The organism is Shinella sp. M31, assembly GCF_049199205.1.
Lineage (GTDB): Bacteria > Pseudomonadota > Alphaproteobacteria > Rhizobiales > Rhizobiaceae > Shinella.
Map to the genome: position 1 here is coordinate 45,518 of NZ_JBLZPH010000170.1, position 21,017 is coordinate 66,534.

Here is a 21,017-nt window from a genome sequence, read left to right on the forward strand (position 1 = left end):
GGATGAAACCGCTTTCGACATTTGCCATCTTCCTCTGTCTTGCCGCCCCGGCTTTTGCCGAGGGCGATGCGGTGGCCGGCAACGCGGTGTTCAAGAAATGCGCACCCTGCCATTCGGTGGAGAAGGTCAATCGCGTCGGGCCGACGCTGTCTGGCATCATCGGGCGGCCGGTCGCCATCATAGAAGACTACAACTATTCCCCGGCCATGCGGACCTTCGGCGAGGACGGCAAGGTGTGGAGCGAGGCGCAGATCGCCGAATATCTGATGTCGCCCAAGGCGATGGTGCCGGGTACGCGGATGACCTTTGCCGGCCTGAAGAAGATGGAGGATATCGCCAACCTCATCGCCTATCTCAAGGCACCGACGGGCTACTGACGCTCGGCAGAAAATTTGGCGCCGCCATCTTGCGGTGCGCCCGCCGTGTCCCACATGTTCACGCGGGGCAGGTTCCTATCTGTCTGAATTCGTATAGTGTTGCCGCGATGGAATAAATCGGGCGACGAAGACGTCTGCCGTGGAGAACGTAAGGGGACAAGGCATGGCCACACTTCAGAACTTCGACGCGGAAATCGAAAAGACCCGCAGCGTCGTCAATCAGATGCGCAGCAAGATGGAGCAGTCGAGCACCGTGCTCGACCAGTTCGCCAAGGCGGACACAAAGCTCGGCGACGTCAATTTCGATATCGAGAACGCCCGAATCTCCGACGTCATCAACCAGCAGAAGGTGATGGAAGGCAATATCGCCGATCTCATCATCGGGCTGGAGGACGCGACGAACATCTTCGGCACCGAATTCGAGAGCATGAAGAGCTATACGGGCTATGAAAAGTTCATCGGCATCTTCTCCAAGCAGAAGATGCAGCGCATGCGCACCGATCGCGTGCGCAACATGTCGCTGGCCGGCAATCTTCAGGAACTGCTTTCCAAATCCGACACGATCGTCGGCATCCTGAAGGAACAGAAGTCGATCCTCGATCAGCGCTACAAGACCTCGGAAGCGAGCCTCATTCAGGTGATCGAGCGCCGCAAGGGCACGATGACCAATCTGGAAGCGACCCAGAAGCGTATCGAGGAACTGAACCCGCTGCTGATGGATCTGGAAAACCGCATCGCCGCCTCGACGGACCAGAAGAGCCGCACGGAGCTCGAAGGCGAGCGCTCGGCGCTGGCGACCGAATACAACATGATGCAGGCGAAGGAGCAGGAGCTTCTGGCCGAAAGCCAGACGCTCGAGCGTTACACCTCGATGTTCCAGACCTTCGTGGATTCGCTCAACAACCAGATCGCCGCGCAGAACACGCTGATCAACAAGCTGACTATCGATACCGAGCAGCGCATCGTGCTTTACAAGGCGCTGGAAGACTCGTTGAAGACGGCTGCCCAGCAGGACGTGGCGCACAAGATCAACACGCTCGGTTCGCAGGTCGATACGGCGGCGGAAGAGACCATGGCGGGCATCGGTTCGGCAGCCCAGCGCCATATCGGCGACCTTCTCGAAATGCACGAGAAGAACATGCTGTCGACGCAGGACATCCAGCGCCGCAAGAAGCTTGCCGACGACGCCTTCGCCCGCCGCTTCCAGGCCGTGATGGACAAGCACAATACCGCGAACTACGTGAAGCAGTGATGGTTGCAGGCCTGCTGTTGCCCCTCACCTTAACCCACTCCCCGCAGGCGGGGAGAGGGAACTTGCCCCACGTTGCGTTGGAGATTTGGCAAGGCGGTTCGGCATTTTCCCTTCTCCCCGCCTGCGGGGAGAAGGTGGCCGGCAGGCCGGATGAGGGGCTGCACTGCGCGTCTTGTGAGAAATTGCCATGAACATCCCCGCCGACAGCGCCGTTGCGCAATATTTCTCGACCATCCGCGCCGCGCTGGGTGGTCTTGAAATCTTTCTCGGCGACCGCAATTCCCCGCTCTACCGCAATTCCGTGGTGGGCGAGGTCGTTATGCCCTATCTCGCCCGGCTGAAGGCGTCCTTCGCCTGCTGGGAGAATCGCATCGGCTTCGTCCAGCAGTTCCGCGTCTCGCGCGCCGAAAGCGGCTTTCCGATCTTCCAAAACGTGCTGGAGCTGGAAAACGATCGGCAGAGCGCCGAAAAGCGTCTCGCCGCCATGCCCAATGCCGAACAGTTGCGCGGCGAAATGGCGGATTTCATCCTCCGTCAGAAGGCCTTTCCGGGCGATCTCCAGGCTCGCATGGCCGAGCGGCTCTATCTCGAGCAGATCGGCAAGGGCGATATCTTCTCGCCCTTCGTGCTGCCGGAGACGATCCGCGTCGCGGTCAATCCGAAGACCATGCGGCCCTATTACATCGTCTGCTGGGGCGCCTTCGACGGCACCGCGACCTTGCCGATGATCTACATGGCGACCATCGAGGATTCGAGCGACAATGTCATGAAGATGCTGGTGGGGCAGGACGGCAAGCTCAATCCCGAGGTCAATATTCCGCTGCCGGTCGGTGGCCTGCTCAATCCGGAACTCGCCAGCCGCTTCGACGATTTCACGCTGAAGAACAGCGCCTATTCGCTGACGCCGGTGACCATCGCCACCAATCTCGACAAGGATTTTCCGACACTACACCCCAAGCAGCTGCGCCGCATCGTGCTCGGCCCGTTCTATTCGGCCGGCATCACGGAGAACAACGAGCGGGTCAACGACATCCTTTCCAAGGTGCGCAAGCCGGAAAACGCCTGGCTGCTGACCTGGACGGTGCAGGAGGTCTTCTCCAAGGCCGAGCGCCCGGCGCAAAAGGGCTTTTGGAGCTCGACGCCCGCGCAGGAAGAATTCCACATCGAGACCGACGATCTCGAAGCCACCCGCATGGGCGTCAGCGCCTATGAGAAACATGCGCTCGTGCCGCACGATGCCTATCAGGCGCTCTACGCCGCCGGCGAGACGCAGGGCATTTTCGGCGCTTACAAGGTGCATGTCATCTCGGGAAACCAGGTCATCAGCGAGGGGTGAGCGGCCCTTCGCCATCGAATTCAAAAGGACTCTCCCATGAGCCTCAATGCCGGACTGACGACGATCCACGAAGACGATATCGCCAAGCATCAGGCAGCGGCACAGAGCCTCGTCACGAAGCTCGTCATCCTCGAAAGCGACGACGGCAAGAGCGGCACGGCGCTGGCGGGCACCAACAGGCGCTTCGTCTCGACCGTTTCGACCGCCGGCACGCGGCGCACACGCGAGGTGGAACTGGCGAAGACCATCCAGTCCGTGCACGCGGCCGATCCGCTTCTGACGCCGCAGCAGCATGCCGTGCTGTTCCGCTCGCGCCGCGGGTTGCAGGTGGCGCTGGCGGTCTCCGACGTGTTTTCCCGCCAGACCAATCTGGAGGGTCTTCAGGCGCGCAATCTCGCGTCGCCGCTGGCCGGTGACGAGGCCAACCAGTTCAAGGCGCTGCTCTCGGCCTCCGCCTATATCGCCGCCTTCACTTTCGCCGCCTATCTCGGCGCGACGCTGCCGGGCGAGGGCGAGCCGGTGGAGGACGGCGGCGAGCCGGACTACCTGTTCGACACGCCGCAGGACGCGCTGAAAAGCGTGGTCTCCGGCCTGGACCGCACGTTGGCCGGTGCGCCCGACGATGCGGCGCTGGTCAGCCGCGCCCGCGCCTTCTCGCGCGTCGCCATCGAGGGGCTGATTTCCCGCCGTGCGCGGTTCACCGGCCTTGCCGGTTTCGAGAACGCGCATATCCGCATCGAGCAGGATGATTTCACGCTCTCCGGCTTTGACGTTGCACCCGGCCAGAAGCGCAAGCCGCTGGTCATGACCTTCAAGAAGCCGGAAGAGATCATCGGCAATCACATCGCCAAATACCAGGCGATGAAGCTCGCCAAGATGCTGGTCGCCTATGATTTCGAGCGGCAGCTCAATCCTTTCGTCGAGCTCGGCGGCTTCCTCTTCACCTTTATCGGCGACGGCATGCCCGGCACGGGCAAGACGATCCTCATCCAGATGCTCGCCGGCCTCGTCAACGATTACTGCCGGGTCGCCGGCTACGCCTTCCACTACGAGAATTTCGGCGTCGACCAGATTTCCTCCTACCAGGGCAAATCCGGCCAGAACTGCAAGGAATTCATCAACAACGTCATCAATCCCAAGGCGATCGGCTTCGGAACGATCGACGATGTCGACCAGGTCGCCGCCAAGCGCTCCGACGATCGCGCCTCGGCCGGCCAGCACGAGGTGACGGCGGTGCTGATGGAAAGCTTCGCCGGCGCCTCGACAGTCGTGCGCGGCAATTGCACCTTCGGCATGTTCTCCAACTACCCGGAAAATGTCGACGATGCGCTTCGCCAGCGCGCCGGCGCCCGCTGGCTGGTGGACGGGCCGCAGACCGAGGATGATTACATCGACATCTTCGCCATGCTTGTCGGCAAGAACCATGCAATCCCGCTCGGCGATCACAGGCTGTTTGCGGGCCAGGAGATCAAGCGCGCCGTCTCGACCTCCTACGAGCAGCACGCTAGGCCGCAGGAGGATGGCCTGCTCGCCGTCTGGGAGCGCCAGGAGAAGGAGCACGGCGCGATCCGGTCGCTCACCGATGTCGGCGCCTATCTGCACCGCATCAAGCTCGCCGAACCGCGCTTCACCGGCCGCGCCATCAAGAACATCACGGATGCGATCAAGATGCGCGCCATGGATGTGGAGCTCCCGGACGACTGGTTCGCCAATGCCGGCGCCTTCATGCACAAGAGCTACGACGAGAAGAAGGCGATGGTCGAGGAGCTGCGCGGCCCGATCTCGATGGAGATGGTGTTGCAGGAGATCAACCGCTACGCCGACTCGGAATTCCGCTACACCGACAAATCCGACGACGCCGCCGTCTCCGACATCATCCGCCGCGAACGCCAGCGCGAGAAGGCGGTGCGGGAGATCGAGACGATGAAGGCGGAGGGGCGGTGGTAAGGGGCGTAGGCATGGAAATCCTATGCTGTGCGTGATAGAAGTGGGATACATATACACCGGAAAGGTTTCCAATGACCCGGCAGACCGCGATCCGTCTTCCCGATGAAACGTACGAAAGATTGCAGACGCTTGCTCAAAGGACGGGCAGGACGGCGACCTATTACATCCGGGAAGCTATAGAACAGCACCTTGATGACCTAGAGGACGTCTATCTCGCGGAACGTGCGCTTGAAAGGCTGAAGCGCGGCGAGACGAGAACCTATACGCTCGAGGAGGTTTCGCGGAAACTTGGCCTGGACGATTGAACTCACGGACGATGCGATCCGCCAGCTTCAAAAGATGGGCCGCCCCAACGCGAAACGCATTCGTGAATACCTCCACGAGAGGGTGGCGGTTCTTGACAATCCCCGTCTGCTCGGCGGGGCCTTGAAAGGAAGCGAGTTTGGACATCTATGGCGCTACAGGGTGGGTGACTACCGCATTCTCTGCCAGTTGCGAGACGGCGAGCTTATCGTCCTCGTCGTTGAGATCGGGCATCGCCGCGAAGTCTACAGATAACGTTCGGATGGCATCTCTTACCCATGAAACTCCTCCTCGAAGCTGAACTGATCTATGGCCGGCTGTTGCCGGTGGAAGAGCCGCATCTGGTCGAGCGTTACAACAAGGCGCTCGACGGGTTTGGCATCAGGCGCACGGCGCTCACCAGCTTCCGCATCGACATGACCGGCTTTTCACCTGAAATCGCCGACGAACTGGGCGACCGGGACTATCTCGATCCGAACCGCGTCAACCGCCGTTTCATCATCATGACGCCGGAGCAGGTGAACCTGCCGGTGGTGCATACGAGCTTTTCCAACACCGCCGCGCTGATGCACGAGTTCTTCTCGGCCAATGCGCGGGCGATCAACGCGATCACCATCCGCGATGCGCTCTATGGCGAGATCGAGGACTCGGTCTCCATCGTCAACGATATCGACGACCTGCTCTCGATCAACGAGGTGCGTTTCAAGGTGCTGTCGGCCGAGGACATGCTCGGCAAGGCGGCGGAGCTGCGCGGGCTGGTCGACCGGCTGAAGACGGTGCCGAATGCCTGGTCCGACGACGCGATGCTGAACCGCATGGTGGATCTCGCCAAGCAGACCGGCGACATCCGCCAGAACGCGCTGGTGCCGGATCAGCTGGTCTTCCGCCACGAGGCCTTTTGGGCAAACCATTTCGGCGGCGTCTATGTCTTTCTCGACGACAAGACGACGACCGTCATCTGCGATCCGAGCGTGCCGGGCTTCCGCCGCTCGCGCCCCTGGCAGGTGAGCTATATCGCGCTCGACGATCCCAAGCGCATCTTCGATTTCCTCGCCTCGACCAAGCGGCTGGAACTGCCGCGCGCCTCCTGGGTCGAGCCGTCGGGCCTCTTCCAGCACCGTGCCGAGATGACGGTGGTCAATCTCGTCAACCAGAGCGACCCGACCACGGATATCGAAAAGGCCGACCGCATCTGGCTGCAGACCTGGATGCATCGCAATGCCGATCTCGTCGCCCGCGACGGCACCTATCCCTTCCTGCAGGAGGCGATCCGCACCGTGGCGTCGACCGGCGAGATCAAGGTGGGGGAGGTCGCCCCCGACCGGCGCTTCCAGTTGGTGCGCGCGGCCCCCGATCATCCGGATCAATGGCTGGTCAACCGCCTGATTTCACAGATGGTTCCCTATGACTTCGTGTCCCGCTTCGTCTTCGACAAGCAGGGGTTTTACGCGGCCTACGAGCACTACAGCGAAAAGTTCCGCGAATATGTTGTGGCGACGTTGACGCGGACCTATCTGCAAGACAAGGCTGCTTTCCGCAGGAAACTGTTCGGCATCAGAGAGGACGACGCCAATGCTTGACCCGATCGTCGCGTTTTTCCAACGCATCTTCGCGGCCATCGGCCGGGGCATCGGCCTCGTGATCGCCTGGATCCTCTGGCCGTTCATCACGGCTGCGAACTGGTACAAGGCGCGCAGCTGGATCATTAAGGGGCCGATCGGCATCGGCCTTGTCCTGCTCTTCGCCTTCTATGCCTACTTCATCTGGCAGACGCAGGTCTGGAGCGGTTTCAACCCGGATTACATCAACAGCTACAATCTCGCCCAGCGCAAGCAGGATGCCGGCGTCACCACATCCGGCGGGGCCGCCACTACGCCTGTAACGGGTGAAGTGGCCGAGCCGGAGCCAAAAACCTGCGTGCGCTCGGCGATCGTCGATGTCACGGCCGATCTCATCGATTTCAACGTGAACCAGAATGCCTGGATCTCCTCCATGCTGCTCTACAAGCTCGGCCTTTTCGGGCTGGACTGGGAAGACACGCCCTGGATGGACAACAAGGCCGCCTTCCAGCGCGGCGTGAACCAGACGATCCGCCGCACCGCCGTGGAACTCGTGGACGCGCTCGGCCGTGTGCGCGGCACGTCCGGCATCAATTCGGACCTGCAGCGCGCGCGTGGCAACATGCAGTTCGACGAGGAGACCTGGTATTTCGGCTCGGATTCGCTGCTGCCCAAGACCCCGACGCCGAACTACTATCGCACGGCGATGGCGGACCTGCGCAAGTTCAACACCGCGCTCGAATCCTGTGAGGCGATCTTCGACGGCCGCTCGGACAACCTGATCGAATTCCTCGACCGCATCTCCAACGACATCGGCTCCACCTCCGCCATCATCCGTGAGCGCTCGGAGTTCCACAACGGCGGCTGGTTCGATACGCGCGCGGATGACCGCTTCTGGTTCGCCTATGGCCAGCTCTACGGCTATTACGGCATCCTGTCCGCTGCCGGTGCCGATTTCGACGCCGTCATCAAGGCGCGCGGCATCGAGCCGCTCTGGACGGAAAGCATCAAGCAGCTGCGCTCGGCGCTGAAAATACAGCCGGCGATCATCTCGAACGGTCGCGAGGACGGCTGGATCATGCCGACGCATCTGGCCACGATGGGCTTCTATATCCTGCGCGTGCGGTCGAACCTGGTGGAGATGAGGGACGTGCTGGCGCGGTAAATAAGAGGGAGTTGCGAATAGCGAATAGGAAAAATCCCGTTCGCTATTTGCCATTCGCTATTCGCTGTTTTTGGGAGGAAACACCGCATGGCCGACGTAAAATCCGATATCGAAATCGCCCGCGCCGCCAAGAAGAAGCCGATCCTGGAAATCGGCGCCAAACTTGGCATTCCCGCCGAACACCTGCTGCCCTACGGCCATGACAAGGCGAAGATCAGTGCAGAGTTCATCGCCGAACAGAAGGGCAAGAAGAACGGCAAGCTGATCCTCGTCACCGCGATCAACCCGACGCCGGCGGGCGAGGGCAAGACGACCACGACGGTCGGCCTTGGTGACGGCCTCAACCGCATCGGCAAGAAGGCGATCACCTGCATCCGCGAGGCGTCGCTCGGTCCGTGCTTCGGCGTGAAGGGCGGGGCGGCCGGCGGCGGTTATGCGCAGGTCGTGCCGATGGAGGACATGAACCTCCATTTCACCGGCGATTTCCACGCCATCACCTCGGCGCATAACCTGCTGTCGGCGCTGATCGACAATCACATCTACTGGGGCAACGAGCAGAACATCGATATCAGGCGCATCGCCTGGCGGCGCGTCATGGACATGAACGACCGGGCGCTTCGCCACATCGTCGCCTCTCTCGGCGGCGTCGCCAACGGATATCCGCGCGAGACGGGTTTCGATATCACGGTCGCCTCGGAGGTGATGGCGATCCTCTGCCTTTCCACCGATCTCAAGGATCTCGAAAAGCGCCTCGGCAACATCATCATCGGCTATCGCCGCGATAAGTCTCCGGTCTTTGCCCGCGATATCAAGGCCGATGGCGCGATGACCGTTCTGCTGAAAGACGCCATGCAGCCGAACCTCGTGCAGACGCTGGAGAACAATCCAGCCTTCGTGCATGGCGGCCCCTTCGCCAACATCGCCCATGGCTGCAATTCCGTCATCGCCACCACGACGGCGCTGAAGCTCGCCGATTACGTGGTGACGGAGGCCGGCTTCGGGGCAGATCTCGGCGCGGAAAAGTTCTTCGACATCAAGTGCCGCAAGGCGGGGCTGAAGCCGGATGCGGCCGTGATCGTCGCCACCGTGCGTGCCATGAAGATGAATGGCGGTGTCAAGAAGGACGAACTCGGGAAGGAGAATGTCGAAGCTGTGAAGAAGGGCTGCGCCAATCTCGGCCGGCATGTGCAGAACGTCAAGAAGTTCGGCATGCCCGTCGTCGTGGCCATCAACCATTTTACGTCCGATACGGAGCTTGAAATCCAGGCGGTGAAGGATTTTGTCGCGACCCTCGGTGCGGAGGCGATTCTGTGCAAGCACTGGGCCGAGGGCTCCGCCGGTATCGAGCCGCTGGCCCGCAAGATCGTCGAGCTTGCCGAATCCGGCCTGTCGCAGTTTTCGCCGCTCTATCCGGATGCCATGCCGCTGTTCCAGAAGATCGAGACGATCGCCAAGGACATCTATCATGCCGGGGAGGTCATCGCCGACAAATCCGTGCGCGACCAGTTGCGCGTCTGGGAGGAGCAGGGCTACGGCAACCTGCCGGTCTGCATGGCCAAGACGCAATATTCCTTCTCGACCGACCCGAACCTGCGCGGCGCGCCGTCCGGCCACACGGTGCCGGTGCGCGAGGTCCGGCTATCGGCCGGCGCGGGTTTCGTCGTCGTCATCACCGGCGAGATCATGACTATGCCCGGCCTGCCGAAGGTGCCGTCGTCGGAGAAGATTTATCTCAACGAGCAGGGCTATATTGAGGGGCTTTTCTGAGCTGCTCGAAGGTTGCTGCCTTAGGCTATGCCTTCGCTTCCATCATGGTCGGGCTTGACCCGACCATCCACGCTCCGTGTGCGATAGTGGATCCTCGGCTCGAGGCCGAGGATGACGTCAGAGAGGAGGAGGGCTCCCCGTCAACGCTCGTCAACTTACGAGGCTGGCCTCACGCCGCGCTTACGCCCGGCCCAGGAAGTCCAGCTTGCCGACGGCGACGCCGTTGTGGCGCAGGATCGCGTAGGCCATGCTCAGGTGGAAGTAGAAGTTCGGCAGGACGAAGGTGAGGAGGTACTCCTTGCCGGAGGAGCTGAGCTCGCCGCCGCGCGTCTTGACCGTCACGGTGCGTTCGGCCGCGCCCTCGAAGGCGGATTCCTGCATGGCGGCGAGATAGTCCGTCGTCTTCCGAATGCGCGCGCGCAGGTCGACCAGCGTCACCTCGTCATCGGCGAAGCTCGGCGCTTCCGTGCCGGTGAGGCGGCCGGCGGCTGCCTTTGCGGTGTCGCTGAGGCGTTGAATCTGGCCGGCAAGCGAAAGCATGTCGGGTGCCAGGCGCGCATTGACGAGGATTTCCGGCTTGATCTTCTTCTCCTCGGCAAAGGCCTCGGCCTTGTCGAGCAGTCTGGTGAGCACGGCAAAACCGCGCTGCAGGGTCGGGATGGTGAGTTCGTAGGCGGAAATCGACATGGAAGGGCCCTTTGAAGGATGAAACGGCGAGTGACGCGCTACAGATAGGAAGCGGCCTGCCTCCTTACCAGCAGTAGCGATAGCCGCCGCGCCGTTCCTTCACGTCGAGATGCAGATGGTTCTGGTGGGCGGCGTCGCTGCCGGGATCGAGCACCGTCGTAAAGTAGAGGCAGGCGGCCTCGGTAATGGCGCGCTGGAAGGCGCCCTCCAGCGTCGGCTCCTTGTCCGCAGGGCGGATGGTGATGGTCTTGCCGCTTTTCAGGGTGAAGCCGGCAATATCGAGCGCGTTGCCAAAGGCATGTTCGGAGATCTTGCCCTCCTCGGCGCCGTTGCGGTTCTTGCAGACATAGGCGGAGGCCTGCGAGAGGACCGTGATCGTCTCGCCGGGCATCGCCGCTTCCAGCGAGGGTTTGACAGATCCATCCAGCCAGCGGCCGACCTGCAGGGCCGTCTCGCAGCGCACCGTCGCTTCCGGCTCCACCTTCACGCCGCCGGGAAGCGCCTTGAGCAGTACCGGTTTATCGATGCCGCAGGCCGCACCGTCATTGACGACGGGCGCCTCCTCGAAGGTCACGCCAAGGGTTTTGAGCTCCGCCCGGCAAGCTGCTTCCGCCTTCGCGTCCTCATGCGGGCGCTGCGCTGCCTTCTCAGCCTCTGCAGTGGCTTTCTTTTCCGCTTCCGCCTTGGCGTCGTCCTGTGCCTTGCGCTCGGCATCCTCTTTCACCGACGTATCCGGTGCGGTTTCGGCATCCTTGCTCGCTTTGTCCTCGGTTTTCTGCTCGGGCCGGGATACGGGCAGCGGGCCGTCCTTCGGCAGGTCGGCGGCACTGGCGAGAAGCGGAATGGTGAGGATGAGGAGGAGGGCGCGGCGATGTGCGATGGGTCGGTCTCCCGGCTGACAAGGTCAGTAGGGAAACGCCGTTCGACGAAATTGGTTGCCGGCGATGTGCTAGATGCCGGCGCCGTGCACGATTTCCATCGTTAGATCGCAGCGCGTAGCACAGTCGTCGACGATGGTGCGAACTTTCTCGATCAGGTGGATGTTGTCACCCGCATCGTTGTCGCCGATGAGATCGAGGAAGAAGCCGGCCATGGTGCGGGCTTCCTCTGCGGTTTGCGGTTCGTGCTGGTAGATGGCGTCGAAGACATGCGCGATCTGGCCGTCGAGCTCCTTGAACTCGGGGGTTTCGTAGTCTTCCAATGTGCCCGCGAGCCGGCGCTGCATCTCGCGGAACTCTTCGACCATGACATCGACCATAGGGTATTTGCCTTGATTCTAATGTTCCAGGCCGCGGGGATTAGCACATGCTCACCCAATGAGCAAATATCGCGATATGGCGAATTTCGCGAGCTTGACAATTTGTTGCGTGTTGATCTCGCAACGAGCAGGATTGATAAAGCTAGAAGCGCTTTGGCCGCAATTTCCGGCAAGGCGGCCCATTCCCGTAATCGCTCTTGCACGGCGTCCTACTTCACGCTAACACTCCAGGCCATGGAAAAGATGATCAACATTGCTGGTTGGTGGTGGGCTCGCTGAGGCGGCCTTGACCAGTCATGCGTGATTGAGACGACAAGCCGCCCGGAAGTTTCGAGGCGGCTTTTTTGTTTTCAGCCGCCTCGAACCGGGCCTGAAACGGAGTTGGGGAATGGCGACGAGAATACTGGAAGACGGCGGCGAAGCCTATGAAACCAAGGGTGGCGTGACCGTCACCCGTCGCCGCCGCGCGGCGGATTATGCAAATGCGATCTCCGCCTATATCGACAAGCTCGATGAGCGGCGGGGCGCCGTCTTCTCCTCGAACTACGAATATCCCGGCCGCTACACGCGCTGGGACACCGCCGTCGTCGATCCGCCGCTCGCCATCTCCTCCTTCGGCCGCTCCGTCTGGATCGAAGCCTACAATGGCCGCGGCGAGGTGCTGCTGGACTTTATCGCCGAGCGTCTGGCCCATGTGCCGGAGCTGAAGCTCGGCGCGCGCACCTCCACACGGCTCGATCTCGACGTGAAGCTGCCCGAGCGGGTCTTCACCGAGGAAGAACGCTCCAAGATGCCAACGGTGTTCACGGTGCTGCGCGCCGTGACGGACCTGTTCCATTCCGATCAGGATGCGAGCCTCGGCCTCTACGGTGCCTTTGGCTACGATCTCGCCTTCCAATTCGACGCCATCGACCTGAAGCTGAAGCGGCCGGACGACCAGCGCGACATGGTGCTCTTCCTGCCGGATGAAATCCTCGTCGTCGACCACTATGCCGCCAAGGCCTGGATCGACCGCTACGACTTTACGAAGGACGGCCTTTCGACCGAAGGCAAGGGCGAGACCATCGCGTCCGAACCGTTCCAGACCGTTGACGTCATCCCGCCGCATGGCGATCACCGCCCCGGCGAGTATGCCGAGCTGGTCGTCAAGGCGAAGGAAAGTTTCCGGCGCGGCGATCTCTTCGAGGTGGTGCCGGGCCAGAAATTCTTCGAGCGCTGCGAAAGCAAGCCGTCGGAAATCTCCCGCCGTCTCAAGGCGATCAATCCGTCGCCCTATTCGTTCTTCATCAATCTCGGCAACCAGGAATATCTCGTCGGCGCCTCGCCGGAAATGTTCGTGCGCGTGTCGGGCCGCCGCATCGAGACCTGCCCGATTTCGGGCACGATCAAGCGCGGCGACGATCCGATCGCCGACTCGGAGCAGATCTTGAAGCTCCTGAACTCGAAGAAGGATGAATCCGAGCTCACCATGTGCTCGGACGTCGACCGCAACGACAAGAGCCGCGTCTGCGAACCCGGCTCGGTGAAGGTCATCGGCCGTCGGCAGATCGAGATGTATTCGCGCCTCATCCACACGGTCGATCATATCGAGGGCCGCCTGCGTGACGACATGGATGCCTTCGACGGCTTCCTGTCGCATGCCTGGGCTGTGACGGTAACGGGCGCGCCAAAACTCTGGGCAATGCGCTTCATCGAGGCGCATGAAAAGAGCCCGCGCGCGTGGTATGGTGGGGCGATCGGCATGGTCGGCTTCAACGGCGACATGAACACCGGCCTGACGCTGCGAACCATCCGCATCAAGGACGGCATTGCCGAGGTGCGCGCCGGCGCGACCCTGCTCTACGATTCCAACCCGGACGAAGAAGAAGCCGAAACCGAACTGAAGGCCTCCGCCATGATCGCAGCCATCCGCGACGCCAAGTCGGGCAATTCCGCAAAGAGCCAGCGCGACGTTGCGTCGGTCGGTGCCGGGGTCAAGATCCTGCTCGTCGACCACGAGGACAGCTTCGTCCACACGCTCGCCAACTATTTCCGTCAGACAGGCGCCGACGTGACGACCGTGCGCACGCCGGTGCCGGAAGAAATCTTCGACCGGATCAAGCCCGATCTCGTCGTTCTCTCGCCCGGTCCTGGCAGCCCGAAGGATTTCGACTGCAAGGCGACGATCAAGAAGGCGCGCGCCCGCAACCTGCCGATCTTCGGCGTCTGCCTCGGCCTGCAGGCGCTGGCGGAGGCCTATGGCGGCGATCTGCGCCAGCTCGCCATCCCCATGCACGGCAAGCCCTCGCGCATCCGCGTGCTGGAGCCGGGCATCGTGTTCTCCGGCCTCGGCAAGGAAGTGACGGTCGGCCGTTACCACTCGATCTTTGCCGACCCCTCGACCCTGCCGCGTGATTTCATCATCACGGCGGAAAGCGAGGACGGCACGATCATGGGCATCGAACATTCAAGCGAGCCGGTCGCCGCGGTGCAGTTCCATCCCGAATCCATCATGACGCTCGGCCAGGATGCCGGCATGCGCATGATCGAGAACGTGGTGGCGCATCTTTCGAAAAAAGCGAAGGTCAAAGCCGCCTGAGGCTTTGACAAAACGGCCGAACTGGCCGATAGGGACTTCAAGAGAAAACCGCGTGCACGTCCCCGTGCGCGCGGTTTTGCGTTGATGGGCCAGGCTTTTTGCAACTCGTTTGCATGCGCATGGAGAGCGTTATGGAAAACACGGATAGCAGCACGGTCAAGCGGCTGGCCCTTTGGGGCATCCCCTTGTCATTGGGCGTGATGGGGCTGAAGCTCGTTGCCTGGTGGGTGACGGGTTCGGTGGCGCTTTTGTCGGACGGCATGGAATCGACCGTCAATGTGGTGGCGGCCATCGTCGCCTTCGCCGCGATCAGTTATGCGGCCAAGCCTGCCGACACGACGCATCCCTTCGGTCATCACAAGGCCGAATATCTTTCGGCGGTTCTGGAGGGCGTGCTGATCGTTGTTGCGGCGCTGCTCATCGTGAAGGAGGCCCTGCCGGCCGTCTTCGCGCCGACCGCCATGGAAGCGCCGGTGCTGGGCCTTGCGATCAACTTTCTGGCCGGTGCGATCAATGCGCTCTGGGCCTATGTGCTGATCCGCGCCGGCCGCCGTTATCGTTCGCCGGCGCTGTCGGCGGATGGGCAGCACATTCTCTCCGATGTCGTCACCTCGGCGGGCGTGCTCGTCGGCCTCGTGCTGGCCATCCTGACGGGGTATGCGGTGCTCGACCCCTTGCTGGCCGTGCTCGTTGCGCTCAACATTCTCTATCAGGGCTGGAAGGTCATTACCCATTCGGTCGATGGCCTGATGGATCACGCGGTTGAGCCGGGTGAAGCGGAGGCCATCAAGGCTGCAATCGCAGCCCATGGCGCGGGCTCGCTCGGTGTGCATGATCTGAAGACCCGGCGGGCGGGATCGGCCACCTTCGTCGATTTCCACCTCGTCGTGCCGGCGGCGATGCCGGTCGGGCAGGCGCACGAGATCTGCGACCGGCTGGAGGAGTCGATCGTCGCCGTACAGCCCGGTGCGCAGATCGCCATCCATGTCGAGCCGGAAACCGAAAAGGCGCATGGCATCAGGGTCAAGATCGAAAGGGTTTTACGATGAGCAAGACGGACGTTTCAGGCCTTTCCCAGCTGGGGCAGAAGGTCGATCTCCCCACGGACCCGGATACGGCGGTGCTGGAGCGCGTGCCGAGCGGCCATGCCGGCACGGATTTCGTCGTGCGCTTCACCGCACCCGAATTCACTTCGCTCTGCCCGATGACCGGCCAGCCGGATTTCGCGCATATCGTCATCGATTACATTCCGAACGGCTGGCTGGTCGAATCGAAGTCGCTGAAGCTCTATCTGCATTCCTTCCGCAATCACGGTGCCTTCCACGAGGATTGCACCATCGACATCGCCAAGCGGCTCGTCGACCTGTTGGAGCCGAAATGGCTGCGTATCGGCGCCTATTGGTATCCGCGCGGCGGCATCCCAATCGACGTTTTCTGGCAGACCGGGGCGGCACCCGAGGGCGCATGGATCCCCGAACAGGGCGTGCAGCCCTATCGCGGCCGCGGCTGACCGGCGCCATTTACCGTGTTTTCCGGTCATGTCGGCGGGCTCTATCGCCCTCTATCGGTTTTGTTGCATTGTCTTGGCCAGTGAGTCGCATTATCTGACAGCGACCAAGACTATTCTGACGACAAATCCGGAGACTTTGGATGAGCGACGAGGACGACAAGAAGACGGAACTGCCCCTGGGCAAGGAAACGGAGGCGAACCTTTTCAAGTCGCGTTCGATCTTCATCTATGGGCCGATCAACCAGGAGCTGGCGCAGAAGGTCTGCTCGCAGCTCGTAGCGCTTGCCGCCGCCAGCGACGAAGACATCCGCATCTACGTCAATTCGCCGGGCGGTCATGTCGAATCGGGCGATTCGATCCATGACATGATCAAGTTCATCAAGCCGAAGGTCTGGATGATCGGTTCCGGTTGGGTCGCCTCCGCCGGTGCGCTGATCTATGTCGCCGCGCCCAAGGAACGGCGCCTTTGCCTGCCCAACACCCGCTTCCTGCTGCACCAACCGTCGGGCGGCACCCGCGGCATGGCATCGGACATCGAGATCCAGGCGCGTGAAATCATCAAGATGAACGAGCGCCTGAACAAGATTTTCGCCGACGCCACCGGCCAGCCGATCGAAAAGATCGCCAAGGACACGGACCGCGACTACTGGCTCTCCGCCGAGGAAGCCAAGGGCTATGGCCTCGTTTCCCGCATCGTGACCTCGCAGGCCGATATCTAAGCGGCTGCGTTTTCGCTGGATCGAGAACCCTCCGCCTCCGGGCGGAGGGTTTTTTATTGTTTGCGGCGCGAGAACGGATCGCGTGGATCGTTGTTGCCGATCGAGCGCTCGTAAAGACACTGGGTCTTGTAGTCGCTGACGGCGCCGTAGAGGCGGGTGCAATAGGCGTTGTCCTCGATCGTCTGGGGCGAGGGCGGCGTCATGCATCCGGCAAGGAGCGCGAGGGGGATAAGGGAAAGATACTTCATCATCGTCCGCCTAAGCTGCGTGCTTTGATTGTCCGCGTCAATTGTGTCTTTTAATGAACGATGCGGCAGGTATCAAAGTTTCAGGCGGCGGGCGCTTGCGCTTTCATTATCCCGCCGGTATAGACGGCCTATGTTGAAGACCAGCGCACAGATCATCGAACGCGTTTCCCGTGGCAGCACTGCTGTCGCGGAGCGTTCGCGCGGCTTCTCCTCGCTTCTTCTTCTCGGCCTTACGCGCGGTTGCCGGGTTCGCTGAGGAGCGCCCGGCGGCCGACAAAGCCCGCCCGGCAATAGCTCCTCGTTTCACCCCCAGTGTATGAATTCCGGTGCATTCGCGCTCGTTAGGCGCTATGACGCTTTCGCGAATGCCGGGATGACGAAGAGACGAAGCAATGATTTTGAAGACCCATTCTCCCAAGCAGGGCATGCCTGAAGCCGCAACCAAGTATCAGCCCTATCCCACGATCAACATTCCCGACCGCACCTGGCCTGGCAAGGTGATCGACAAGGCGCCGATCTGGTGTTCGGTCGACCTGCGCGACGGCAACCAGTCGCTGATCAACCCGATGGGCCACGACCGCAAGGCCCGCATGTTCCAGCTGTTGCTTGACATGGGCTTCAAGGAAATCGAGATCGGTTTCCCCTCCGCGTCGCAGACCGACTTCGATTTCGCCCGCTGGTGCGTCGAGCAGGGCAACGTGCCGCAGGACGTCTCGCTGCAGGTTTTGGTGCAGTGCCGTCCGGAGCTGATCACCCGCACCTTCGAGGCGCTGGAAGGCGCGCATAACCCGATTATCCACTTCTACAATTCGACGAGCGAGTTGCAGCGCCGGGTGGTCTTCGCCAAGGATGTCCACGGCATCAAGCAGATCGCGACCGACGCCGCCAAGATGATCACCGACATGGCCGCCAAGGCCGGCGGCGGCTACCGCTTCGAATATTCGCCGGAAAGCTTCACCGGCACCGAGCTGGAAGTGGCGCTGGAAATTTGCAACGCGGTCGTCGAGATCGTGAAGCCGACGGCGGACAACAAGCTGATCCTGAACCTGCCCTCGACCGTCGAGATGGCGACGCCGAACATCTATGCCGACCAGATCGAGTGGATGTGCCGCAACATCGACAACCGCGAGAACGTCATCATCTCGCTGCATCCGCACAACGACCGCGGCACCGGCATCGCTGCGACGGAACTCGGCCTGATGGCGGGTGCCGACCGCGTCGAAGGCACGCTGTTCGGCAATGGCGAGCGCACCGGCAATGTCGACGTCGTCACGCTGGCGCTCAACATGTACACGCAGGGCGTCGATCCCAAGCTCGACTGCTCCGATATCGAGCGCATCAAGTCGGTCTATGAATATTCCAACGAGATGGCCATTCCCGAGCGCCACCCCTATGTCGGCGAGCTGGTCTATACGGCCTTCTCCGGCTCGCACCAGGACGCCATCAACAAGGGCATGAAGGCGATCAGGCAAGCCAACAAGCCTTTGTGGGAAGTGCCCTATCTGCCGATCGACCCGCAGGACGTCGGCCGCTCCTACGAGGCGATCATCCGCATCAACTCGCAGTCCGGCAAGGGTGGCATCGCCTATATCCTTCAGGAAGACTACGGCATCAACCTGCCGCGCAACCTGCAGGTCGAGTTTCGCGACGAGATCCAGCGTATCACGGATGAAGAGGGCGTCGAACTGCCGGCCAAGCGCATCCATGAGAGCTTCATGGAGCGTTACGTCACGCAGCCGGGCACGCGCCTGCGCTTCGTCGATCACCACACCTATCCGGACGAAAGCGGCCAGAAGGGCTCGCGCATCGTTGCCGCGGAAGTCACCGATGGCGGCGAGACGAAGCGCATCGAGGGCAAGGGCACCGGCCCGATCGACGGCTTCATCAATGCTCTGTCGATCTATCTCGGCATTCCGATGTCGGTGGCCGACTATTCCGAGCATTCGCTCCAGCAGGGCTCGAATGCGGCGGCCATCGCCTATGTCGAAGTCGTGCATCCCGGCGGCAAGCTGTTCGGCGTCGGCATCAACACCAACATCGTGACGGCCTCGCTCGAAGCCATCGTCTCGGCCGCCAACCGCGTGCTCGCGACGCGCGGCTGATCGTAACGCCTTTCAAAACAAAGCCCGGTAGCGAACGCTTCCGGGCTTTTTCGTTTGGGCTTGCGGAAAGCCTATCCGGCAAACAGTGCCGTCGCGGTGAGGACATAAAGCACCGCCACCCCCACGACAATCGTCACCACCCGCTTGCTCTTCGCGAAGGCGGCGGTCAGGAGAAGCGCGTAGTAGATCGAATTGAGCGTGATCCAGAGCGCGAAGGTCGACAGCGGCCATGGCGTGGTGACGGCAGAGATCGCCGGCGGGATCTGGGTCATCAGATTGCTGCCCAGCACGCAGAACACCACGACACGGCGATGCTCCATAATGTGGTTGTCGAGTGTGTTCTTTTCGGTCGCCTTCGGGAAAACCTGTGTGGCGGCAAAATAGTAGAGCAGGGCGACGACCGCGACCGCATAGGCGATGATGTAGTTGACCTCGGCCATGTCGCGATAGGCCCAGGCATTCATCCAGAAGGTGATGAGATCGACCAGAAGCAGCAGGCCGAAGAGCGGCGCGACAATGCCAATCTTGCGTTGTTGGCGCTCGTCATAGGCGCGCGAGAAGCCGGAGGCGACCTCGACGACGGCAAGGCCCAGCAAGAGGCCGTAAAAGGCGAACATGAAACCGAAGGCATCGCTCATTCCACTCTCCCCAATATCAAACCCTCATGGACGATCACAGCGGCGGCCACAAGTGGCCTGTGGACGGACGCGGCGCAGGACTTGGCCAAAGTTGGGGTGTGATCGGAGGGGAGATGGGGGTGCCGAAACACGGAAGGCGCATGGGCGCGGCGGAGGCGTAGCTCTGCCGTCCTGGTATGCGTCGGTTGCTCAGATGCTCGTGGAAACCGCTTCCGCGATGCGCTCGAGATTGGGGTCCGCCGACGGGCCGACCACGACGTAGGAAGCCTTGCCCTGCTGCCATGAGACGAGACCGATGTCGTTGCGCATGCTTTCGGCCAGCGTCGTCCTGCCTTCGAACGGGTCGCTTTGCAGAAAACAGATGGCGAAGATTTCGTTTTCGGCATCGCGATACAGCAGCTGTGCCGTCGGCTTGCCGCCGGCCACAAGCAGGCGCGCGCCTTCGAATTTCAGGTTCTGGCCGGATAGATCGGGCAGGTTGAAGGGCACGCCGGTGCTGGCCGACAGCCATTCCACGATATGCGCCTGCTCGCTCGCGGGCACTTCCACGAGATGGCGCGTCTGGCGGGCATAAATGCGGTGATAGTCCGCGATATCGTCCAGCCAGGTGCGCGGTGCGGCGGCAATCTGCAGCGGTGCGTCGGTGTCCTGCTGCTCGGAGATCAGATAGCCGGCAACACCGCCCGCCATGAAGATCGCCAGCGATGCGGCCAGCGCCTGCGGCCAGAACGCGCTGCGGCGTGGCGCGGGCGTGGCGGCGACCGGAATGCCGGCGATGCCAAGCTTCGGCGCTTCGTCGTCATCGCCGGCGCGGGCTTCCTTGATGTTGCGCACGAGATCGAGCGGGATCGGCTCCTGCAACATGCGCTCGAAGGCGCGCGCGCCGAACTCGCTGCCGAGCTTCAGCTTTTCGAAGACCGCGCGCGCATCGTCGTCCTGCGCGAGGATTTCGTCGATTTCGTTCATTTCCGCTTTTGGCAGTTGCCCATCGAGATAGGCCGACAGCCGCACTTCGATCGGAAGACCCTGTGTGCTTTCCACGCTCAGGCCCTCCTTTCCGTCTGCTCGGAGATCATGGCCGCCAGCCGGATGCGGGCCGCCGAAAGCCGGCTCATCACGGTGCCGATCGGAATGCCGAGAATATCGGCGGCGTCGCGATAGCTATGGCCTTCCACATTCACCAGAAGAAAAACGCTGGAAAGGCCCTCGGGCATGGTCATGATCAACTTGTGCAACTGTTTGGCATAGACCGCTTTGTCGGCCGATGCCTCGATGTGAAGAGTATCCTGCTCGGCGACATCTACCGTGCCTTGGCCTGTGCGGACCTTTCGCTTGCGGATCTCGTCCACCCACAGATTGCGTGTCATGGCATAAACCCAGCTTTCCAGCCGGCCTTCCCCGTTCCAGAGATGAGCCCGTGTGATGGCTCTTTCGCAAGCCTCCTGCACGAGATCGTCCGCATCGCTGCTGTTGCGCGTCAGCGTCATGGCAAAACGACGCAACTTAGGCAGCAGATTGACCAATTCTCGCCGGAACTCATTCGATTCTGCCGTCGGACGCATTGCTTTTCC

At 61.8% G+C, this 21,017-nt stretch carries 21 protein-coding genes; 14 read left to right on the forward strand and 7 right to left on the reverse strand.

What is annotated here, in order from left to right; genetic code table 11:
* The first annotated feature begins 2 nt into the window (after positions 1-2).
* From ACOZKU_RS26615 to ACOZKU_RS26655, 9 genes are all read left to right on the forward strand, one after another.
* Positions 3-377, forward strand: a complete 375-nt coding sequence (locus ACOZKU_RS26615; RefSeq protein WP_421581438.1) for a c-type cytochrome — start codon at positions 3-5, stop codon at positions 375-377.
* Between the two features lie 163 nt (positions 378-540).
* Positions 541-1,629 carry a hypothetical protein gene (locus ACOZKU_RS26620; protein WP_314085524.1) on the forward strand — a complete coding sequence of 363 codons (1,089 nt, stop codon included), beginning with the start codon at positions 541-543 and terminating at the stop codon, positions 1,627-1,629.
* A 187-nt stretch (positions 1,630-1,816) separates the two neighbouring features.
* The gene (locus ACOZKU_RS26625; RefSeq protein WP_421581439.1) at positions 1,817-2,965 is read left to right on the forward strand and encodes a hypothetical protein; all 1,149 of its coding nucleotides are present in this window, start codon (positions 1,817-1,819) and stop codon (positions 2,963-2,965) included.
* 36 nt (positions 2,966-3,001) lie between these two features.
* Complete coding sequence (locus ACOZKU_RS26630) at positions 3,002-4,912, forward strand: AAA family ATPase (protein WP_421581440.1); 1,911 nt, start codon at positions 3,002-3,004, stop codon at positions 4,910-4,912.
* A gap of 71 nt (positions 4,913-4,983) precedes the next feature.
* Positions 4,984-5,217 carry a type II toxin-antitoxin system RelB family antitoxin gene (relB, locus tag ACOZKU_RS26635; protein WP_421581441.1) on the forward strand — a complete coding sequence of 78 codons (234 nt, stop codon included), beginning with the start codon at positions 4,984-4,986 and terminating at the stop codon, positions 5,215-5,217.
* Entirely contained in the window at positions 5,201-5,470 is a 270-nt protein-coding gene (locus tag ACOZKU_RS26640) for a type II toxin-antitoxin system RelE family toxin (RefSeq protein WP_421581442.1), read from the forward strand. Before relB ends, ACOZKU_RS26640 begins: the two co-directional genes overlap by 17 nt.
* Before the next feature lie 23 nt (positions 5,471-5,493).
* Positions 5,494-6,795, forward strand: coding sequence for a DUF6638 family protein (locus ACOZKU_RS26645; RefSeq protein WP_421581443.1), 1,302 nt, complete (start codon positions 5,494-5,496; stop codon positions 6,793-6,795).
* Positions 6,788-7,939, forward strand: a complete 1,152-nt coding sequence (locus tag ACOZKU_RS26650; protein ID WP_421581444.1) for a DUF2333 family protein — start codon at positions 6,788-6,790, stop codon at positions 7,937-7,939. The genes ACOZKU_RS26645 and ACOZKU_RS26650 overlap by 8 nt, the downstream gene beginning before the upstream one ends.
* Before the next feature lie 87 nt (positions 7,940-8,026).
* On the forward strand, positions 8,027-9,706 hold the full coding sequence (locus ACOZKU_RS26655; protein ID WP_421581445.1) for a formate--tetrahydrofolate ligase: 1,680 nt from the start codon (positions 8,027-8,029) through the stop codon (positions 9,704-9,706).
* 180 nt (positions 9,707-9,886) lie between these two features.
* On the opposite strand, the gene ACOZKU_RS26660 is transcribed toward ACOZKU_RS26655, so the two are convergent.
* The 3 genes from ACOZKU_RS26660 to ACOZKU_RS26670 form a co-directional block, all read right to left on the reverse strand.
* Positions 9,887-10,393, reverse strand: a complete 507-nt coding sequence (locus ACOZKU_RS26660; RefSeq protein ID WP_421581446.1) for a DUF1993 domain-containing protein — start codon at positions 10,391-10,393, stop codon at positions 9,887-9,889.
* A 64-nt stretch (positions 10,394-10,457) separates the two neighbouring features.
* Positions 10,458-11,117, reverse strand: coding sequence for an extensin family protein (locus ACOZKU_RS26665; RefSeq protein WP_421581447.1), 660 nt, complete (start codon positions 11,115-11,117; stop codon positions 10,458-10,460).
* 225 nt (positions 11,118-11,342) lie between these two features.
* Complete coding sequence (locus ACOZKU_RS26670; protein ID WP_421581448.1) at positions 11,343-11,651, reverse strand: hypothetical protein; 309 nt, start codon at positions 11,649-11,651, stop codon at positions 11,343-11,345.
* A gap of 388 nt (positions 11,652-12,039) precedes the next feature.
* Here ACOZKU_RS26670 and ACOZKU_RS26675 point away from each other — a divergent pair, with 388 nt between their 5' ends.
* The 4 genes from ACOZKU_RS26675 (at position 12,040) to ACOZKU_RS26690 (ending at position 16,458) form a co-directional block, all read left to right on the forward strand.
* Entirely contained in the window at positions 12,040-14,229 is a 2,190-nt protein-coding gene (locus tag ACOZKU_RS26675) for an anthranilate synthase (RefSeq protein WP_421581449.1), read from the forward strand.
* 131 nt (positions 14,230-14,360) lie between these two features.
* Positions 14,361-15,278, forward strand: a complete 918-nt coding sequence (locus ACOZKU_RS26680) for a cation diffusion facilitator family transporter (RefSeq protein WP_421581450.1) — start codon at positions 14,361-14,363, stop codon at positions 15,276-15,278.
* Positions 15,275-15,739: a preQ(1) synthase gene (queF, locus tag ACOZKU_RS26685; protein ID WP_314085499.1), complete on the forward strand. Its 465-nt coding sequence runs from the start codon at positions 15,275-15,277 to the stop codon at positions 15,737-15,739. Before ACOZKU_RS26680 ends, queF begins: the two co-directional genes overlap by 4 nt.
* A 140-nt stretch (positions 15,740-15,879) precedes the next feature.
* Positions 15,880-16,458, forward strand: coding sequence for an ATP-dependent Clp protease proteolytic subunit (locus ACOZKU_RS26690; RefSeq protein WP_314085497.1), 579 nt, complete (start codon positions 15,880-15,882; stop codon positions 16,456-16,458).
* A 53-nt stretch (positions 16,459-16,511) separates the two neighbouring features.
* On the opposite strand, the gene ACOZKU_RS26695 is transcribed toward ACOZKU_RS26690, so the two are convergent.
* Entirely contained in the window at positions 16,512-16,706 is a 195-nt protein-coding gene (locus tag ACOZKU_RS26695; RefSeq protein WP_314085495.1) for a hypothetical protein, read from the reverse strand.
* A 392-nt stretch (positions 16,707-17,098) separates the two neighbouring features.
* Here ACOZKU_RS26695 and leuA point away from each other — a divergent pair, with 392 nt between their 5' ends.
* Positions 17,099-18,808 carry a 2-isopropylmalate synthase gene (leuA, locus tag ACOZKU_RS26700; protein ID WP_314085493.1) on the forward strand — a complete coding sequence of 570 codons (1,710 nt, stop codon included), beginning with the start codon at positions 17,099-17,101 and terminating at the stop codon, positions 18,806-18,808.
* A 71-nt stretch (positions 18,809-18,879) separates the two neighbouring features.
* On the opposite strand, the gene ACOZKU_RS26705 is transcribed toward leuA, so the two are convergent.
* The 3 genes from ACOZKU_RS26705 to ACOZKU_RS26715 form a co-directional block, all read right to left on the reverse strand.
* Positions 18,880-19,446, reverse strand: a complete 567-nt coding sequence (locus ACOZKU_RS26705; protein ID WP_421581451.1) for a hypothetical protein — start codon at positions 19,444-19,446, stop codon at positions 18,880-18,882.
* A gap of 189 nt (positions 19,447-19,635) precedes the next feature.
* Positions 19,636-20,487: an anti-sigma factor family protein gene (locus ACOZKU_RS26710; protein ID WP_421581452.1), complete on the reverse strand. Its 852-nt coding sequence runs from the start codon at positions 20,485-20,487 to the stop codon at positions 19,636-19,638.
* Positions 20,488-20,489: 2 nt separating this feature from the next.
* Positions 20,490-21,008 (reverse strand): RNA polymerase sigma factor, encoded by a 519-nt coding sequence (locus ACOZKU_RS26715; protein ID WP_313529193.1) that lies wholly within the window; start codon positions 21,006-21,008, stop codon positions 20,490-20,492.
* Positions 21,009-21,017 lie beyond the last annotated feature (9 nt).

What these genes read in the sequence shown, in the direction of transcription:
- ACOZKU_RS26670 (WP_421581448.1), bottom strand. Translation starts at nt 11,651, where the DNA reads ATGGTCGATGTCATGGTCGAAGAGTTCCGCGAGATGCAGCGCCGGCTC.
- ACOZKU_RS26680 (WP_421581450.1), top strand. Translation starts at nt 14,361, where the DNA reads ATGGAAAACACGGATAGCAGCACGGTCAAGCGGCTGGCCCTTTGGGGC.
- relB (WP_421581441.1), top strand. Translation starts at nt 4,984, where the DNA reads ATGACCCGGCAGACCGCGATCCGTCTTCCCGATGAAACGTACGAAAGA.
- ACOZKU_RS26620 (WP_314085524.1), top strand. Translation starts at nt 541, where the DNA reads ATGGCCACACTTCAGAACTTCGACGCGGAAATCGAAAAGACCCGCAGC.
- ACOZKU_RS26675 (WP_421581449.1), top strand. Translation starts at nt 12,040, where the DNA reads ATGGCGACGAGAATACTGGAAGACGGCGGCGAAGCCTATGAAACCAAG.
- ACOZKU_RS26690 (WP_314085497.1), top strand. Translation starts at nt 15,880, where the DNA reads ATGAGCGACGAGGACGACAAGAAGACGGAACTGCCCCTGGGCAAGGAA.
- ACOZKU_RS26630 (WP_421581440.1), top strand. Translation starts at nt 3,002, where the DNA reads ATGAGCCTCAATGCCGGACTGACGACGATCCACGAAGACGATATCGCC.
- queF (WP_314085499.1), top strand. Translation starts at nt 15,275, where the DNA reads ATGAGCAAGACGGACGTTTCAGGCCTTTCCCAGCTGGGGCAGAAGGTC.
- ACOZKU_RS26705 (WP_421581451.1), bottom strand. Translation starts at nt 19,446, where the DNA reads ATGAGCGATGCCTTCGGTTTCATGTTCGCCTTTTACGGCCTCTTGCTG.
- ACOZKU_RS26695 (WP_314085495.1), bottom strand. Translation starts at nt 16,706, where the DNA reads ATGAAGTATCTTTCCCTTATCCCCCTCGCGCTCCTTGCCGGATGCATG.
- ACOZKU_RS26625 (WP_421581439.1), top strand. Translation starts at nt 1,817, where the DNA reads ATGAACATCCCCGCCGACAGCGCCGTTGCGCAATATTTCTCGACCATC.
- ACOZKU_RS26660 (WP_421581446.1), bottom strand. Translation starts at nt 10,393, where the DNA reads ATGTCGATTTCCGCCTACGAACTCACCATCCCGACCCTGCAGCGCGGT.
- ACOZKU_RS26650 (WP_421581444.1), top strand. Translation starts at nt 6,788, where the DNA reads ATGCTTGACCCGATCGTCGCGTTTTTCCAACGCATCTTCGCGGCCATC.
- leuA (WP_314085493.1), top strand. Translation starts at nt 17,099, where the DNA reads ATGATTTTGAAGACCCATTCTCCCAAGCAGGGCATGCCTGAAGCCGCA.
- ACOZKU_RS26655 (WP_421581445.1), top strand. Translation starts at nt 8,027, where the DNA reads ATGGCCGACGTAAAATCCGATATCGAAATCGCCCGCGCCGCCAAGAAG.
- ACOZKU_RS26645 (WP_421581443.1), top strand. Translation starts at nt 5,494, where the DNA reads ATGAAACTCCTCCTCGAAGCTGAACTGATCTATGGCCGGCTGTTGCCG.
- ACOZKU_RS26615 (WP_421581438.1), top strand. Translation starts at nt 3, where the DNA reads ATGAAACCGCTTTCGACATTTGCCATCTTCCTCTGTCTTGCCGCCCCG.
- ACOZKU_RS26715 (WP_313529193.1), bottom strand. Translation starts at nt 21,008, where the DNA reads ATGCGTCCGACGGCAGAATCGAATGAGTTCCGGCGAGAATTGGTCAAT.